This is a genomic window from Streptomyces sp. NPDC045968 (genome assembly GCF_056430475.1).
The window spans coordinates 362,525-378,601 of sequence record NZ_JBWKLF010000005.1; the positions used below are offsets into that span (position 1 = coordinate 362,525).

The 16,077-nt window shown below is 68.9% G+C and carries 16 protein-coding genes and 3 pseudogenes; 8 read left to right on the top strand and 11 right to left on the bottom strand.

The window, feature by feature from the left end; genetic code table 11:
- Nucleotides 1-7: 7 nt before the first annotated feature.
- Nucleotides 8-645: pseudogene (locus tag AC07FA_RS17370) on the top strand (transposase); the annotation flags it as partial.
- A gap of 115 nt (nucleotides 646-760) precedes the next feature.
- On the top strand, nucleotides 761-1,696 hold the full coding sequence (gene rarD / locus AC07FA_RS17375) for an EamA family transporter RarD (protein WP_479076370.1): 936 nt from the start codon (nucleotides 761-763) through the stop codon (nucleotides 1,694-1,696).
- Here the strand turns inward: rarD and AC07FA_RS17380 are convergent.
- Nucleotides 1,588-2,112: an MFS transporter gene (locus AC07FA_RS17380; RefSeq protein ID WP_479076371.1), complete on the bottom strand. Its 525-nt coding sequence runs from the start codon at nucleotides 2,110-2,112 to the stop codon at nucleotides 1,588-1,590. The two genes, rarD and AC07FA_RS17380, sit on opposite strands and share 109 nt — an antisense overlap.
- An 18-nt stretch (nucleotides 2,113-2,130) precedes the next feature.
- Here AC07FA_RS17380 and AC07FA_RS17385 point away from each other — a divergent pair.
- Nucleotides 2,131-2,992: pseudogene (locus tag AC07FA_RS17385) on the top strand (MFS transporter); the annotation flags it as partial.
- 53 nt (nucleotides 2,993-3,045) lie between these two features.
- On the opposite strand, the gene AC07FA_RS17390 reads toward AC07FA_RS17385, so the two are convergent.
- Nucleotides 3,046-3,618 (bottom strand): hypothetical protein, encoded by a 573-nt coding sequence (locus tag AC07FA_RS17390; RefSeq protein ID WP_479076372.1) that lies wholly within the window; start codon nucleotides 3,616-3,618, stop codon nucleotides 3,046-3,048.
- 154 nt (nucleotides 3,619-3,772) lie between these two features.
- Here AC07FA_RS17390 and AC07FA_RS17395 point away from each other — a divergent pair, with 154 nt between their 5' ends.
- Both AC07FA_RS17395 and AC07FA_RS17400 read left to right on the top strand, forming a co-directional pair.
- Entirely contained in the window at nucleotides 3,773-4,168 is a 396-nt protein-coding gene (locus AC07FA_RS17395; RefSeq protein WP_479076374.1) for a MerR family transcriptional regulator, read from the top strand.
- A gap of 148 nt (nucleotides 4,169-4,316) precedes the next feature.
- Entirely contained in the window at nucleotides 4,317-5,198 is an 882-nt protein-coding gene (locus AC07FA_RS17400; protein WP_479076375.1) for an NADP-dependent oxidoreductase, read from the top strand.
- 638 nt (nucleotides 5,199-5,836) lie between these two features.
- Here the strand turns inward: AC07FA_RS17400 and AC07FA_RS17405 are convergent.
- The 3 genes from AC07FA_RS17405 to AC07FA_RS17415 all read right to left on the bottom strand — a co-directional run bounded on the left by AC07FA_RS17405 (nucleotide 5,837) and on the right by AC07FA_RS17415 (nucleotide 7,627).
- The gene (locus tag AC07FA_RS17405) at nucleotides 5,837-5,959 is read right to left on the bottom strand and encodes a hypothetical protein (RefSeq protein WP_479076377.1); all 123 of its coding nucleotides are present in this window, start codon (nucleotides 5,957-5,959) and stop codon (nucleotides 5,837-5,839) included.
- A gap of 109 nt (nucleotides 5,960-6,068) precedes the next feature.
- Complete coding sequence (locus tag AC07FA_RS17410; RefSeq protein ID WP_479076379.1) at nucleotides 6,069-6,899, bottom strand: hypothetical protein; 831 nt, start codon at nucleotides 6,897-6,899, stop codon at nucleotides 6,069-6,071.
- Nucleotides 6,900-7,243: 344 nt separating this feature from the next.
- On the bottom strand, nucleotides 7,244-7,627 hold the full coding sequence (locus AC07FA_RS17415; RefSeq protein WP_479076380.1) for a hypothetical protein: 384 nt from the start codon (nucleotides 7,625-7,627) through the stop codon (nucleotides 7,244-7,246).
- A gap of 536 nt (nucleotides 7,628-8,163) precedes the next feature.
- On the opposite strand from AC07FA_RS17415, the pseudogene AC07FA_RS17420 reads away from it, so the two are divergent.
- Nucleotides 8,164-8,274, top strand: a pseudogene (locus tag AC07FA_RS17420) (IS5 family transposase); the annotation flags it as partial.
- A 160-nt stretch (nucleotides 8,275-8,434) separates the two neighbouring features.
- Here AC07FA_RS17420 and AC07FA_RS17425 read toward each other — a convergent pair.
- Nucleotides 8,435-8,896, bottom strand: a complete 462-nt coding sequence (locus AC07FA_RS17425; protein WP_479076381.1) for a nucleotidyltransferase domain-containing protein — start codon at nucleotides 8,894-8,896, stop codon at nucleotides 8,435-8,437.
- Nucleotides 8,893-9,108: a hypothetical protein gene (locus AC07FA_RS17430; RefSeq protein ID WP_479076382.1), complete on the bottom strand. Its 216-nt coding sequence runs from the start codon at nucleotides 9,106-9,108 to the stop codon at nucleotides 8,893-8,895. Before AC07FA_RS17430 ends, AC07FA_RS17425 begins: the two co-directional genes overlap by 4 nt.
- Nucleotides 9,109-9,173: 65 nt before the next feature.
- Here AC07FA_RS17430 and AC07FA_RS17435 point away from each other — a divergent pair, with 65 nt between their 5' ends.
- The gene (locus tag AC07FA_RS17435) at nucleotides 9,174-9,503 is read left to right on the top strand and encodes a hypothetical protein (protein ID WP_479076383.1); all 330 of its coding nucleotides are present in this window, start codon (nucleotides 9,174-9,176) and stop codon (nucleotides 9,501-9,503) included.
- A gap of 281 nt (nucleotides 9,504-9,784) precedes the next feature.
- Here the strand turns inward: AC07FA_RS17435 and thpR are convergent, their stop codons facing one another.
- The 3 genes from thpR to AC07FA_RS17450 form a co-directional block, all read right to left on the bottom strand.
- A complete protein-coding gene (gene thpR / locus AC07FA_RS17440; RefSeq protein ID WP_479076384.1) occupies nucleotides 9,785-10,381 on the bottom strand; it encodes an RNA 2',3'-cyclic phosphodiesterase in 597 nt (198 codons plus the stop codon).
- Nucleotides 10,382-11,334: 953 nt separating this feature from the next.
- On the bottom strand, nucleotides 11,335-12,822 hold the full coding sequence (locus AC07FA_RS17445) for an MFS transporter (RefSeq protein ID WP_479076386.1): 1,488 nt from the start codon (nucleotides 12,820-12,822) through the stop codon (nucleotides 11,335-11,337).
- Nucleotides 12,819-14,021 (bottom strand): M20 metallopeptidase family protein, encoded by a 1,203-nt coding sequence (locus tag AC07FA_RS17450; protein ID WP_479076388.1) that lies wholly within the window; start codon nucleotides 14,019-14,021, stop codon nucleotides 12,819-12,821. The genes AC07FA_RS17445 and AC07FA_RS17450 overlap by 4 nt, the downstream gene beginning before the upstream one ends.
- A gap of 104 nt (nucleotides 14,022-14,125) precedes the next feature.
- Here AC07FA_RS17450 and AC07FA_RS17455 point away from each other — a divergent pair, with 104 nt between their 5' ends.
- Nucleotides 14,126-15,226, top strand: coding sequence for an Lrp/AsnC family transcriptional regulator (locus tag AC07FA_RS17455; RefSeq protein ID WP_479076389.1), 1,101 nt, complete (start codon nucleotides 14,126-14,128; stop codon nucleotides 15,224-15,226).
- A 318-nt stretch (nucleotides 15,227-15,544) separates the two neighbouring features.
- Here the strand turns inward: AC07FA_RS17455 and AC07FA_RS17460 are convergent, their stop codons facing one another.
- Nucleotides 15,545-16,030 carry a hypothetical protein gene (locus AC07FA_RS17460; protein ID WP_479076390.1) on the bottom strand — a complete coding sequence of 162 codons (486 nt, stop codon included), beginning with the start codon at nucleotides 16,028-16,030 and terminating at the stop codon, nucleotides 15,545-15,547.
- Nucleotides 16,031-16,077: the final 47 nt, after the last annotated feature.

Here is a 16,077-nt window from a genome sequence, read left to right on the forward strand (position 1 = left end):
TCCCGCACTGCCATCTTGCCTGCTCGAACCCCTCTGGAACCAGTCCGTGGCGCTCCTGCCCGCTCGGGAGGAGTTCGCAGCGGGCCACCGCTTAGTTGCCACCGCCGCCGTGTCCCCGACCGGACGGTGTTCGAGCACGTGGTGCTCGCTTTGGCCAACGGCTCGGGCTACGAATGGGTCTCCAGCCCCGGATGCTCTGACCGGACCATCCGTCGACGTGTCAAAGAGTGGGGTGAGCAGGGGATATCCGAAGCGGTGCACGTTCTCGCGCTGGAAGCGTACGACCGGATGGCAGGCCTGGAACTGTCCGAGATATCCGTGGACGGTTGCATCACCAAGGCCCCATGTGCCGGCCAGAGTGGGGCCGGTCCCCGGTGGACCGCGGGAAGCAGGGCCTGAAACGCTTGGTCGCCACTGACGCATGCGGCGTCCCGCTCGGCCTGGTCGCGGCGGGAGCCAACCGCCACGACTCGCCCCCCGCTCGGACCGACTCTCCATGCAGCCATGGACCAGGTCGGGCCACTGCCGGACGTCGTGAACGTCAACCTCGACCGGGGCTATGACAGCAACACGTCCCGCGCTCTGCTTCGGGAGTTGGGCTTCACCGGCGAGGTCACCCGCAGTGGCGTGCCCGCCCCGATCAAAGTAGCTCCATGATTCATCGCTGGACCTTACCGGCGAGGTGGGGGACGCTGGAGGTCGCCGCCGTCGCTCGGCCCCTCACGCTCCCCGTCTCTTCTCGGAAAGCACTTACGCTCACATGAACGCCCGCACCCCCTCCGCCCCTGTGTCCGGGATTTCGTCCTCGGTCGGAGCGTCGGTCATCTTCGGGATCATTTTCATGATCCCCCCACACCTTCTGCCGCTGGATCCCGAGCAGATCCTGGGATACCGCATCATCGCGATGGTCGCCTTCCTGGCTGCCTTCTTCTGCGCGGCGCGGATGTGGGACCAGGCCGCGGCGCTGGTCGGCCGTCTGCGCGCAACACCGCATCTGGCCGGCGCCCTGGTCGTGGACGCCGCTCTTCTGGGGCTGCAACTGTGGCTTTTCGGATGGGCGCCCCAGAGCGGGCACGGCCTCGATCTCTCTTTGGGCTATCTCATCCTGCCGCTAGTCATGGTGGTGGTCAGCGTCGCGGTCTACCGCGAGAAGCTCTCCCGCTGGCGGATCGGGGCCGTGCTCTGCGCCGCTGCGGGAGTCACGGCGGCCGTAGTCGTCGCCGGCGGGCTGCGCTGGCCGACCCTGCTCGTCGCACTGGGGCTTCCGCTCTACTTCATCAGCCGACGCGCCTTCGCCCTGGACTCCGCCGCCGCCCAACTCTTCGAGCTCATCGCGATGCTCCCCTTCTCGGTCTTCGTCCTGGCGGCCAAGCCGTCCCTCGGCACGGTCACCCACCGCCCACAGCTGATCGCCGGCCTTGTCCTGCTTGGGCTTCTCAGCGCCGCCGGGTTCGCGCTGTACCTGACCGCCAGCCGCGTCCTGCCGTTCTCCCTGTTCGGGGTGCTCAGCTACGTCGAGCCGGTGCTGCTGGTGCTGATTTCCCTGACATTTCTGGGCGAGCCGTGGCAGTCAGCTGACACCTTCGTCTACATGCCGATCTGCGCCGGGCTCGTTCTTCTCGCGCTTGAATCGGCAGCAAAAGAACCCGAAGGGCCGAAGCAGCCCGCCCCACGAGTCGACAGCGCACGCACGTAACCCAATGGCTGCGGGCGGAGGCCGGGTCGCCGAGAGCCTGCCCCGGTGGCGGCCGGGACAGGCTGTCCGTTCAGCGGGCGTCGGGGCCGGTGCTCGGTGATCCAGCGGGCGGCAAGCAAGCCGGAGGCGGCGGTGAGAACGGCTGCGGCGACGACGGTGTCGTTCAGGCCGAGCCAGGCGGCGAGCACACCGGCCACGAGGGTGCCGGCGGCGTAGCCGATGTCGCGCCAGAACCGGTAGGTGCCCAGGGCGTTGGCCCGCCAGGCGGGGTGGGCGTGGTCGGAGATGGACGCGATGAGGGCCGGGTAGACCATGGCCGTGCCCAGACCGAGGAAGACCGCGGACAAGACGCCCGCGAGCAGCGGGCGCTCCTGCAGGACGAGGGCGAGGACGAAGCCGACGGCCTGGACGAGCATGCCGTAGACGATCAGGGGCTTGCGGCCGATGCGATCGGCGAGGTGACCGGTGGGGCCGGGCTGCCCAGCGCCTTGTTCACCGCCGGTTCCGCCCTCGCCGCCGTCACCGTGGGCCGCATCTCCCAGGCCAGAGGCCGACGCCCCGGCCTTGCCGCCGGCTACCTCGCCGGCGCCATCGGATCAGCCGGGGTCATTACCGCCGCTGTCCTGGACAATCCCGTCCTGCTGTTCATCGCCTTGTTCGTCTACGGCGCCGGCTCCGCGACCAACCTTCAGGCCCGTTATGCCGGAGCCGACCTCGCCCCATCTGGCCACCGCGCCCGCGCCGTCTCCACCGTCCTGGTCGCCATAGCCCTCGGCGGCGTCGCCGGACCGAACCTCGCCGCCCCCTCCAGCACCCTCGCCGAACACCTCGGCATCCCTCACCTCGCCGGTTTGTTCGTCATCTCCGGTACTGCCTACGCGCTGGCCGCGCTCGTCCTCGCCCTCTGGCTGCGACCCGACCCGCTGCTCCTGGCCCGCGCCGTCGCCCAGGCCAAGGAAGCCGACGCCGCGACCGACCCGCCCGCCGCAGATGGCGCCGACACCAGCGAGGGCCGCGGAGGCGTGGTCCTGGGTGCGCTGGTCATGGTCCTCACTCAGCTCGTGATGGTCGCGATCATGACGATGACGCCGGTCCACATGCACGACCACGGCCCACTCCACGGCCGCCTCCGGCCTCGTCATCGGCATCCACATCGGCGCCATGTACCTGCCCTCCCCGCTCACTGGCTGGCTCGTCGACCGCTACGGCCACATGAAGATCGCCGCTGCCTCCGGCGTCGTTCTGCTGGCCGCTGGTGTTCTCGCCGCCGCGGCGCCCGGCGACTCGGGCGCCCTACCCGAGCAGGCGCCCCGTGGCATGCGGATGCCACGGAAGGCTGACGGCCAGCCTCACCTCGGCAGCTTGGTCGTGCGTTCGGGATGGGCGGTCCCCACGTAGTGCATGGCGGTCTTCTCCGTGGTCCCGAAGAGCCTCATAAGCCGGAGGGGATCCGCTGTTTCTGACGCTTCGTTGAGAATGCGGTCCTGGCGCAGGCGGACCAGCGTGAGGCCCGGCGGCACGTCGAAACGGAGCAGGGTCTTACCGACGGCGGGGTGGTCGGGGTCGAGCGCCGATCTCTGACTGACGAGCAGGCGGGGATTGGTCGAGGCGGGCCAGCGGCGGTGTCGGTGGTCAAGCCAGGCGGCGGCGATCTGATGAGTGAGTTCCTCCAGGTAGAGGGTGTGCCGCCGAAGACCGCGACGGATGACGAGGGTGCCCCGTGCGAGGTCCAGGTCGCAGGTCAGGATCGTGCGGAGTTCGTGGACGGGCACGGCGTGGACAGCGGCCAGGACAAGGATCAGACGCCCGAGCGGGGTCTTCGTCTGCTGCAACGCGTTGGCCAGCAGGTCACTGGGGACCGGATTGGGGATCCCTGTCGGGCTGCCGACGCGAAGGTGCTGGGCGGAGTCGCAGGAGACCACCCGTTGTCGGCGTACTGAGGAAATTACTCAGGCGTGTACAGACGAACGTGCCCAGTCGTGGGGCCGGGACGGCAACCCTGCGGAGGGGTGCCCGTAAGCGTGCGTGACTCATCGGCGGTCTGAACCTGGAGGCCGCGGACGTAGGCTCTCAAGGATGCGGATAGGCGAGTTGTCACAGCGCACGGGCGTGAGTCCGCGCTCACTGCGGTACTACGAAGACCAGGGGCTGCTGACCAGCTCACGCTCCGACGCAGGGCAGCGTCACTATTCCGATGCTGCGGTCCAGCGCGTGTCGCTCATTCGACAAATGTTCGACGCTGGGATGTCCAGCCGGGTGATCGCGACTGTGCTGCCGTGCGTGGACATCCCGGATGACTTGGGCATCGCCGAGGAGACGTTCACCGCGATGATGCGCGAACGCGACCGGATCGACGCCGACATCGCGCACCTGATCGAGACCCGGGATGCGCTCGACACGCTGATAAGGGCCAACAGCAGGCACCGGGCGGAGCTGTCCACGGCCCCGCAATCGGTGGCGCAGTCGACCTGATTCTGTGACCTGCATCTCAGCCGGTTGCCCCTGACATCAGTGTCAGAGGTGAGGATGGCGACAGCGCCCGGAGTCACCGGGTTGGTCATACGAGAGGCGGCCGAAGATGGGGCAGGCATGGGGTTTTCACAGGTATGGCGGGCCCGAGGTGCAGGAGTTCTTCGATCGTCCCGATCCCGTACCCGGTCGCGGTGAGGTGCTGATCCGGGTCGACGTCGCCGGCGTGAATCCCCTTGACCACCTTCTGCGCTCAGGCCTGGTCGACGGGCTCGACGGCGGGCGTCCGTTTCCCCGCGTGCTGGGCATGGAGGCAGCCGGAACCGTTCTCGCCCGGGGCGAGGGCGTCAACGGGCTCGAGGTGGGCGACGCCGTCTTCGGCTTCGCACTGACCGGTGGTGGCACCTACGCCGAGACGACGGTGCTGTCCGCACCGAACACCGCGCGCATCCCGGCGGGTCTGTCCGTGACCGTGGCGGCAACGCTGCCAGTGGCCGGGACGACCGCGGTGGACGTGCTCGACCAACTCGGCCTCCCGGCCGGCGCCACAGTCCTGGTCAACGGGGTCGGAGGTGGGGTCGGCCTCGCCGTCGCCCGACTGGCGATCGGGCGCGAGCTGCGCGTGATCGGCACCGGAAGTGCGGCCAAACGCGAGCACGCCGAGGGCATGGGGGTACGGTTCATCGACTACACCGCCGAGGACGTCGCCGGCGCGGCACGCGAGCTGGTGCCGGGCGGCTTCGACGGGGTCGTCGACCTGGTCGGAGGCACCTCGCTGCGGACGGTCGCTCCGCTGGCCCGGGATCCCCGCAACGTCATTGCTGTGGGTGATACGTCTGTGCCCGATCTCGGTGGGCGCTTCGTCGAGCGTCGCGTCGACCGCGAGAACCTGGAGCGGTCTGCCCGGCTGGCCCTCGACGGAGTGCTCGCACCCGTAATCACCGCAGTCCATCCGCTCTCCGAAGCCCCGGCCGCCCTCGCCGCCGTCGAGAACGCTCACGCCTCGGGCAAGGTCGTCATCAAGGTGGCATGAGAAGTGCCCGGTTGCCGGACGCCGTCGACGGTCCTTGCGGGCTGACGAGGACCCTTGGTCAGCGCATCATCAACTGAGCACGTTCACCTGTACGGGGTTGAGCACGTTCAAGCGTACGCGGACACCCGTTCGCGCTTCAGCGTCCTGAACGGGCTGCGCAGGGCGAGGGCGAGCTGCCTGCGGGCACGTCCGGAATGGCTGTCCACGTACCCCGCAGGCACCCGAGCGCAAGCCATCGGCCAACTCCGGGACCGCTGTCTCCGAACCTCCCACCAAGTCACCCGTGCCATCTCAAGGTCGCTCGGCAGAGCACACCGGCGAGGCTGAGGAGTACGCGCAGGTCCTCATGAAGGAGCTCGGGAGGACGCCAGCAGCCCAAGCGGCGGCGATCGCTTCGGCTCTCTCTACGACCGAGCTGAATGCCCTGATCGAGGCGGTTCGAGAGCACGTCTAGCAGGTTGCCTGGCCCGATCGCCGTGGCCCTGGTCGTGGCAGGCGTGTTGACCGTGGTCAACACCAGAGTGTCCCGTCTCCCCGAAGGTTGGTCAGTCTCACCGAACCTTGACCACCCGGCGTTGTCTCATCGGACTTTGACCGTCAGGCGGCGATTGCCCAGGTCCACGTCGTCGAGCTGGAATTCACGAACTGCCTTCGGCCGGGCTGGCGTGGACGGCGGCAAGGGCCAGGGCGAGCCGTGCGGTCGGCGTGGTTGCCGTGTCGACGGCGGCACGGACCCCGTCGCCGAGCCGGTGCGGCCTCACGGAGAGGATTTCGGGTTGGCTCCGACGGGTTTCGTCACCACGCAGGCGGTGCCATCCGCCCGCTCATGGCGAGCAGTCTCCGAGCCAGGTCAGGACCGGCCCGACCCAGTCAGCGGGAATCCGTTGCGTCGTCCTCGGCCGGGCCGGGGGCTGCCGTGCTGTCGGCGGCCTGGCCGGCGGCTCGTTCAGCGCGGAGCTCTTCGGCGACGTCGTAGGCCCGGCCGGGGTCGTAGACGGTGACCGAAGTGCCAGGGCTGTACATCGCGCTCGTCCGGGGCGTGTACCGATGGAGTTCGACGCCGCGTTGGGCGGCTATGCCGTCGACCTCGCCGATGGGTACCCGCCACAGCTGGGCGGTGTGGGACTGGGTCCACCACTCGTCCGGACGCAGGAAGTCTCGCTGCACCTCCGTCTGACGCTCTACCGCCACCTGGACCTGGCCGAGTTGCTCGCTCAACCAGTCGGTCAGCTCCTGTGCGTCGACCCGGGAGAGCGGTGCGGACGGCCCCGGTTCGCACTCCACCCTCTCGCTGCGGGTGTGAAACACCACCTTGATCGACCGTCGTTGCCCCAGCCTGAGTCGCTCGATGACGACGACTCGCTGCAGATCAGCCATCGCCGTGGTCGACGAACGCAGAAAGCGGGCGATCACGAACTGGGCCGGAGTCCCCAGGGGGCGGAGCTCGACCCACCGCACGGTCAGGGAGACCGTGGCGAACAGCATGGCTGCGGCGAGCACGACCACCGCGACGACCGTGAGCGTCAGTAGGACCCAGAAACTGCCCCAGATGAGTGCGTTCCCCCAGACGACGGCGGGCACCAGAGCGGCCAGCAGAAGCGGGGCTGCGACCACCGGCGGGACCATGATGCTCCCGCCGAGCGCGTTAGCCAGCTCGTGGCCCCTGCTGCGCACGAACATCAGCCGCCATCCGGCTGTCACGGGTAATACAACTTCCGTAAGCGAGGCGGGACGCCGAGTTTCCATGACGCAAAGGTAGGGCCCTGCGGAGAAGTGCGTAAGGCCGCAGCGAGCCGTACCTTCTCGAGGTGGAAACCGCAGACGGCAGTGCGTCGTCCGGTCACGCAGCGCCTGCCAGGCCTGGGGGCCATCTGCCCTTGACCTGCGGCGGTCAAAGTTCGATGAGACAAACAGCCGAGGGGTCAAGGTTCGGTGAGACTGACCACCTGGCAAAGACCCGAGAACAGCGGCCACGGGCTAACTGGCCCGTTGTTCCCTTGCGGACACGACTGAGGTCGATGTGCCTCATCTGGCCGCGTCTCGGGTCAGCTGTCGAACTTGCCGAGGAAGGCACCGATCACCGTCGCGACGGCCCCGCCGACGAAGAGGAGGCCGATACCGAGGATGACAACAACCAGGATGGCGTCCCGGATCCGCCGGCCCCGCGACTGCAGCGGCAGCACGCGGCCGGGGTCGCGTGGGTCGTACGCCGCCTCGATGCTCCAGGTCGGGATGGAGTGCCGCACGGTGCGGACCACGCCGCCCGGATCCGTGTACGCGTACTCGCCGGGCTGGTCCTGGAGCCGGATGGCGGCCGTCCGGATTCCATGCTTCCGCAGGTACCGCTCCTCGACCGGTGCGTAGGCGAGGAACGCGCCGGACGTGAGGATCAGTATCCCGAAGAAGCTGAACGGGATGATGAAGATCATGGCGGCTGGGCTTCCTGTGAAGCTCACGAGCACGCATGAGGCGATGGCCACCAGGGTCGCGACGTGCGCCGCGCTTCATACGGCGAAGCCAGTTCCGGTAGCTCGGCTGGTACAGGCGCTCGCCCCAGACGAGGTCCGCGCCGTCGATCGCCTCGGTCTTCTCGCTCCGCCCTGGCAGAGCCGCGTTCACGGCGTCGGCGAAGGCGACGGCGGCGGAGTCTGCGACGTCCCAGACCCGGTGGACGTGCGTCCCATCCGTGCTCGCCGCGGCGGTCAGCTCGACTGTGACGGACTGTCCCTCGGCGAGTACACGGCTGATGGCCTTCAGCGGGATGTGCGTCTGCTCGTACGGACGGCGCACGGTCAGCACATCGTTCTCCACGAGCGCGACGGTTTCCCTGCCGGTGTGGAGAACGGGTATGTGAGAAGTGATCGACATGTGCGTAAGGGTAGGGATGGAGGTCGGCGCCCGGGAGCCCTCGGGTGCAAGGGCTTGATGCCCTGGCGTTCAGGCTCGGCGGCTCGGAGCCGGGACACGCCTCGCCCGCGACTACGAGGCCCCTTCACACCGCTCCGAAGCCATGATCCACACCGCAATGATCGACCTCGTGAGCCGACGACTCACCCGCGAATCCACCCCGAACTGACGCAACTCCTGAGCACGTGGTGCCGCATCACCGCCAGCTCTTCGAGTACTCCCGTAGCGCCGTAAACCGCAGATCCACCAAGTCAAGCACTCCTCATAGGCGGGCCGGGCACCAGCCGCCTCCGCAACGAGACAGGAGACGAATGCCTCTGGCGGGGTCGTCAGGGACAGCATGTCTGGATGAGAGAGGCAAGGACTCCTGCGGGGTCGTGCAGGAGTCGGGCGCCGTCGGTGACGACGCGGAGTGTTCCGGGGTCGACTGGGGCTGTGCGTGCCCACTCCGGAGACCCGATACCGATCTCAACTTCCAAGCCCGAGTCCGTGGCGTAACGTCGTTCGGTGATGGGGCCCCACGATTGAGTCCGGAGGAACTTGCCGAGTGGGAGCTTGTGGGCCCAGGTGTTGTTGAAGTACTGGGTCTGGTCTGTCGAGAGCAGGACGATGTCGATGTCGGAGTCGGGGCGCGCGGTGTTGCGGGCGTATGAACCGACAAGGAGCAGGCCGACGATGTCCTGGCGGTTTGCGGCCCAGCGCGTGATTCGATCGATGAGCTCCTCCACCTCGTCGGCCCGCTTGCGTGACATCTCGGCCTGATTCGCTGCCTGTTCGGCGCGGTGTGTCATGTGGGCTCCTGGATTCGTGCGCGGCGGCTGATCTCGGCTGCGTAGGCGCCCCAGTCTCCGGCGGCGGCTCGCTGCCATTTAACGGTGACGGTGATGTCGATGCCGAGGGTGCGGGCGAGGACCGCGGCGGGAAGCTGGGTGGCGAGCTGGAACAGGGCGGTCGAGCGGGCTTGCGCCAGCCGGATGCCGAGCTTGCGGAGCCGTTCGCCCATGGCCCAGGCGGTGATGGGCCGGCCGGGCTGGCCCCCCGGGAAGAGCCAAGGCGATTGATCGGCCGGTGATCACCTACCCGCTCCGCGGCCGCCGTCGCGCCACCTCCGCTGTTCTGGCCGCCGTGGCCGCTTTCGCTCTCGTCACTGGCTGTGCGGACGACCCGCCGGCCGGACACTCGGAGCGTCTCCGGAAGGCCGCCGGCGTCGCCTCCTTCAAGATCACCTGCACCAAGGACCTCTGGGGGCGCACCAAGCCGGGACACCTTTCCACCGACTCGCACGAAGGCGCCAAGCCCCGCAGCCTCAGCGGCCCCGCCAAGGAGCGGGGCCTGGTCGAGATCACCCTCACCGGCGCCCAGCTCGTGGACTACCTCAAGACCCTGGAGGAGTCCTGAGCGGCGGTCTCAACGCGAACCCTTCCGTCGAGGAGCTGTCCCGACGGATGTACGAGGCTATTGCGCCTGTGGTCGACCGGCTTGAGAAGGGGAAGCCGCCCGCTGAGATTCCTCAGGCCGTTGTCGACGATGCTGTCGCTTCCGGACCGTCGCCGTCACCCAGCTGAACCGAGGCCCTACGCACCCCGCCCGCAGGCGACGTCGCCCCACTCGGCCACTACCTCGCCTGCCGGGTCGAGTACTACCTGTCGGAGGGCTCTGGTTGGTTCGCTTTGGTTCGTTCAAGATCCAGTGCAGTTCCCGTTGCCGAGGGCCCAGGCCTCGATGTCGCGGTAGTGGATCGGTCCACGGCTACGGCCGACGTTGCTGCCGACCAGGTGCAGACGTTCGGCAGGCCATCGGCAGCCGGTGAATCCGGCAAAGCCTTCGGCGATTTCAGCCGCCGAGGATCGATCCCCTCGGCGGGCACGGGCCAATGTGAGATGTGGGCGCAGGGGCCGATCCTCGAAGGCGACACCGCAGCTCCTGACCGCGGTACGCACATCGGCGGCGAGCATGTGCAGCTCATCGAGGTCTCCGTCGATTCCGCTCCACAGCACCCGGTCGTCGAAGCTTCCGCTGCCGCGCAGTGCCAAGCGGGGTGGTTGGTGCTTCGCTGCAAGGCCGGCGAGAGGCCGGCGCAGGAGCGGAACGGTCTCGACCGGCAGCTCCCCGAGGAATGCCAGGGTGATGTGCCAGTCCTCGATGCGGTTCCACCGCATGTGCGGATGTGTGTCATAGGCAGGACGCAGTTCCCGGGCCAGTTCTTCTTTCGCGTGGTCGGGCGGGGCGAGGGCGATGAACACGCGAACGGTCGCGGGCTGAATCTGTTCGTTCACACCGGCCTTCGTACCGTATCCGGGTGGTTGAGGCGACGGCCGGGGTCTAGCGGGAGAGGCGCTCGCGGTCGCGATGCCGAGGAGAAGAGCCGAAGCTGTTCTCGTGGAGGTGAGAGATCACAGTCGAGCGCCACACTTCCTGCTCTGATCCGTAGGCCCATGGTGCGCGTCGTTGTCCGACACTCATCCAGAGGTCCGGCACCTCTGTGCACCCGGCGTAACCATTGGCTTCGTAGGTGATTACAGGGTTCTGGCACGCATTCCGTGAGGGCGATCTACGAGGTTTGGCCACGGTGATGGTGCATGCGTCATGTGGGATCGAGGTGGGCGGCCATGGCCTCGTAACGATGCTGTTTCCGCACTTCAGCGCGGTTCTGGTGGAGTTGATCGTACGGCGCTCATACTGCAACAACAGCCTGTGCGGGCGTCGTACGCACCGAGAACCGCGGGCCCCTCCTCCGCTGCACCGGCGAGCACGGCGGAGGAACTGTCGCCGACCGAAGTCAGCAGCCGCGACCGAAACGTAGTCTGCAGGCCCCATAGGAGGCCAAGGGCGCAGCATCCATGAGGCCACCAGGGGAGGAACTGCACATGGCACCGAACACCGCCCGCCGTGCCGCCCCGCGCTGAAGTCACGGTGTCAGCCCCAGCCCAGCCGGCTCGATCCCTACAAGCCACATCTGGATGGAGCCGCATCCGACCAGCTCGGCCGCCCCCGACCAAGCCCCTCGCTTGCAGGCCTCGCGATCACCATCACGCCTCACGGAATGTGTGCTCGTCGACGAAGGCGGCGGGGAAGCGGTGGGGCTGAGGACTGCACGTGAGCCAAGGACAGTTGCGGTACGGGCGGTTCGCCACGCGAATATCCCCACCTCATCTCGTCACACAACAGGTGAGCCGATGCGTGTAGTCGTCGGGTCAGCGGCGGGCCGCCACCCGGCGCAACGTCACGTTCAAGCCGCCCGAGCGGGATCCGGCGTGGCCGCGCCGCCCGTCGTACCCGCTCCGGAGCCGAGGTCCCCCGCCGCACCCCGAGCATTCACCTCACGACCGGTAAGCATCTGGAGAACCAGAGCGACCACGCACAGCAGCGCGCTCAGCCCCCAGATCGTCAGATACGCGGAGAGCGCCGGGACCTCCGTACCTGCGACGACAAGGGAGCCGAGTACGACCGCCGAGCCCGCGCCCGCGACACTGCCGCCCAGGGTCTTCAGGTTGTTGTAGACGGCGGTCGCACTCGCCGTCCGGTCCGTGGCGCTGCGTTCCACGATCAGAGTGGGCAGGCCGCCCAAGGCCAGGCCCATGCCGAAGCCGGCGACGGCGGACGCCAGGGCGAACAGCGGCAGAGAGGTGTGCGTGGCGATCAGCCCCACGTTCCCTGCCGCCATCAGCGCGAAGGAGAGCAGCAGCACACGGCGGTAGCCGGTGCGGGCCGCCACCCGGGCCACAAGGCTCGCCCCACCGAAGGCCAGCACGTGCGGCACAGCGCCCCACGCGCTGATCTCCCAGGTCGTGAGCCCGAACCCGTAGCCCTCGTCGGCCGTGGACGCGGCCAGATACGAGATGCCGACCGCCTGCCCACCCAGCATCACCGCGCCGAAGAGGAAGCCGGAGGCATAGTACGTAGCGGACTGCCGACGGGCCACCGCCCGGACGTCGACCAGTGCGTGCGGCCGGTCCCGTTCGAGCCGGACCCACCAGGCGAGCAGGGTCAGGGAGAGCACGAGACCGCCCAGGGTGAGCGGAGAGGCCCAGCCCCATGCCGCGCCGCGCGCAGTCGTGCCGAGGAACAGCACCAGCGCGAGGCCGAGCAGCAGCGCCCCGGTCCAGTCCATCCGGCCCGGTGCACGCGTCCGTGACTCCGGGATCGCGCAGTACGACAGGGCTGCGCAGGCACACGCGAGCGCGGCGAGGACCGAGAGCGTGGCCCGGACGCCACCGGTGAGTGCGAGCAGGGGGCCCACCAGACCGTGGCCCAGGAGCGAGCCGAGGGTGAGCGCGCCGACGAGAAGCCCCACTGCCCTCCGGCCGCCGTCGAGGTCGAGCCGGTCCCGTACGAGGCCGATCTCCAGCGGCAGCAGCGCCGCCAGTGGCCCCATCAGGGCACGGCCCACCAGCAGCACCGTCAGATTCGGCGCGAAGGCCACCAGGATGGTGCCTGCCGCGACGCAGACCAGCGCGATGCGGGTCAGCCGACGGTGCCCGTAAAGATCTCCCAGGCGCCCGAACACCGGCACCGCGACCGCGGCCGCGAGGAACTGCACCGCCATGTACCACTGCGCCTGGGACGCACTGATGGACTGCCAGTCCTGAACGGCAGGTACCAGCGCCGGCGCCGAACCCTGGAGGAAGCCGCTGACGAGCTCGAAGACGACAAGCAGGCCGACTACGGCGGTCACCCGGGGCGCCGCGACCTCCGCCGGCCCGCGCGGGGCCGTCATGCCGAGGCCCCTGCGGCGAGCCGCTGCTCCGCGAGCTCGCTGAGCAGCGCCGCCTGGCGATGGAGCACCCGGTCGTCGAAGACCGCACGCGGGGAGTGGTTCTGCGGCGCCTTCTCCACGTCCACGCCTTCGGGCGCCGCGCCGACCAGCAGCATCGCGCCGGGCACCTTGTTCAGCACCAGGGAGAAGTCCTCCGAACCGCTGGCGGGCTGCGGCGCCTCCCACACCTCGCCCGCGCCGAACAGCTCGCGCGCCGTGTCCAGCGCGAACGCCGTCGCGGCCGGCTCGTTGACGGTGACCGGATAGAGCATCTCGTACGCCACGTCCACGTCCAGGCCGTGCGCGGCCGCGATCCCGCGCATCAGGCGCGGCAGCCCTGCGGCCAGCCGCTCGTGGTTGGCCTCCGAGTAACTGCGTACGGTCGCCTCGAACTCGGCCGTGTCCGGGATGACGTTGTGCTGCGTACCGGCGTGCAGCCGCCCGACGGTCACCACCACCGGGTCGAAGATGTCGAAGGTGCGCGTTACCCAGTTCTGCAGCGCGGTCACCATCTCGCAGACGGCCGGCACCGGGTCCTTGGCGGTATGCGGTGCCGAACCGTGCCCGCCCTCGCCGCGCACCGTCACCCGCAGGATGTCGGACGCCGTCATGACCGTGCCGGGCCGGGACGCGACCCATCCACCTGGCAGCCGATTGGCCGAGACGTGCAGCGCGAAGGCCGCGTCGAGCGGCTTGCCCGCCGCGCCCAGGACGCCCTCGTCGATCATCGCGCCCGCCCCGTTGTGCCCCTCCTCGCCCGGCTGGAACATGAACACCACATCACCTTGGAGGCTCTCCCGGCGGTCCGCGAGCAGCGTCGCCGCGCCGACGAGCCCGGCGGTGTGCAGATCGTGCCCGCAGCCATGCATACGGCCCGGCATCCGGGAGGCGTATTCCACCCCCGTCAGCTCGTCCACCGGCAGCGCGTCCATGTCACCCCGCAACAGCACCGCGCCGCCCGGGCGGCCACCCCGCAGCACGGCCGTGACCGAGGTCAGTTCCCGGCCCAGCGTGATGTCGAGAGGGAGACCGTCGAGGGCGGTGAGGACCTTCTCCTGCGTACGCGGCAACCGGAGTCCGAGCTCCGGCTCGCGGTGCAGCGAGCGGCGGAGCCGCACGAGATCGGGCTGGAGCTCCCTGGCACGTTCCAGTACTGACATGCTGCGTCAACCTCCTGATACGGTTCCGGCCATCGGTGGGGCAAGACTGAAGTCCTGGCCCGTCCAGCCGACCCAGATCGCAGGAAACGCGCAGGGGGCAGCGAATGACGCAGCATTCCGTGCGCCCGTCGGTACGGAATTCCGCCCACGGGCAGATGCGGGCGCTCGATGACGTCGACCAGGCGCTGGTGCACGCGCTACAGATCGCCCCGCGTGCCAGCTGGAGCGAGATCGGCGAGGTCCTCGGACTCGACGCGGTCACCGTGGCCCGCCGCTGGCAGCGGCTCACCGATGCCGGCGCCGCCTGGATCAGCTGCTCCCCGTCGCCCGCCCTCGCCTCGGCGGGGCAGGGACTGCTGGCCGTCGTCGAGGTGGACTGCGCCAGCGGCAGCCTGCTGGCCGTCGCGCGGGCTCTCGCAGAGCTGCCCCACGTCACCGCCGTCGAACACGTCAGTGGAGACCGCGACCTCCTGCTCACGGTGATGGCCGCAGACCTCGCCGCGCTCACCCACTGGGTGACTCGCGGCATCGGCGCGATGCAGGGCATCGTCGCCACCCGCACCCACCTCGCGAGCACCGTCTACACCGAAGGCAGCCGCTGGCGGCTGCGCGCCCTGGACAGCTCCCAGATCGCCCGTCTCGCCGACGCCGGCGCTCCCCGCTCCGAGACCCCTGTCTTCCCCCTCACCGATCTGGACTACGCCCTCATCGGAGCCCTCTCGATGAACGGCCGCGCCACCTACCGCGCCCTCGCAGACGCCTGCGGAACGAGCCCGGACACGGTCCGTCGCCGACTGGGCCGGCTCTTGGCCGCCGGCATGCTCCAGCCCCGTTGCGAAGTGGCCCGCCCCCTGTCGGAGTGGCCGGTCACGGTGATCCTTTGGGGGAGGGTGCCCGCGCGGGAGTTGGAGAGCGTCTCCCACGCCGTCACCGGCGCCCGCGAGGTACGGCTGTGCACCGGTCTCACCGGCCGGAACAACGTCCTGGTCGTGGCCTGGGTGAAGTCCCTCGCCGACGCCCAGCGCTTCGAGGTACGACTCGCCCAGCGCGCCCCCGGCCTGGACATCACCGACCGGGCCGTGGCCCTCTGGCCGTTGAAGCTCAGCGGCCACCTGCTCGACGAACGCGGGTACCGTGTCGGCAGCATCCCCCTGGACGTCCACACGGCCGGCGCCACCTGGCGAGAGCCGGAAGGCGCTCCCTAGTGACCTGAGTCAGAGGTTCGGTGGACACCGCGTGTGAACTGTTCCTGCGAGTGTCTGAGGCCTGTGCGGGGCGGCCAGAGCGGAGACCCGCCAGATCCTCGAGATGGCTGACTGCGACATTCCCGTGGCCGCGGTTAGCGATCTCGTCGACGAGTGCGTCGCGTCGCTCACACCGTCCATATCCCGGTCGAGGACGCGCAGCAGGCCGAACTCTTCGCAGTCGACAGGAGTTTACGCTCCAGGGAGAGCGCCGCCGAGAACGGCTGAACACGCAGGTGTGGGCCCGGTGGTGGACGTCTTCGACGTCGGAACAGAGGGCTACGGCCGCCCGTAACGCTTGCACAGCAGGTACGTGACCGGGAGCGTCGTGGCACCGTTGTCGAGGCAGACCCGCACGATCGCAGCTCCGCCGGCAACATCTGCCGGTACGTTGAAACTGAATTTGCCGCTGGCGCCGCATACTGCGCCCTCGCTGTAGTTGACACCCAATTGGTTGCTGGCCGCATCGAGGGTGAACGCCGAGGTCCCACGGCAACTCGCCGGGTCGACCGACTTGTGCTCCCCTGCCACGGTGACCGACCGGTTGAACCAAGTCAGCGTGCCCCTCGTGTACGTGTTCCCGAAGGTGACGTCGAATTCACTGACCGGGTAGTCGGTCGTGTGGGCGCTGGCCGCAGGAGCGCCCAGCAGCATGCCTGTGGTCAGCACGAAGGCGCTGAGGGCAGTGGTGGCGAGATGGGGGCGCATGTCGTCTCCAGGGTTGAGGCGGTTGCGGCTGCGGGTCGGCTCAGTCTCCAGGCTCATGTGGACCGCGTCTATGACTGATTGAGTCAACTGTTTTGGCCGGGCGG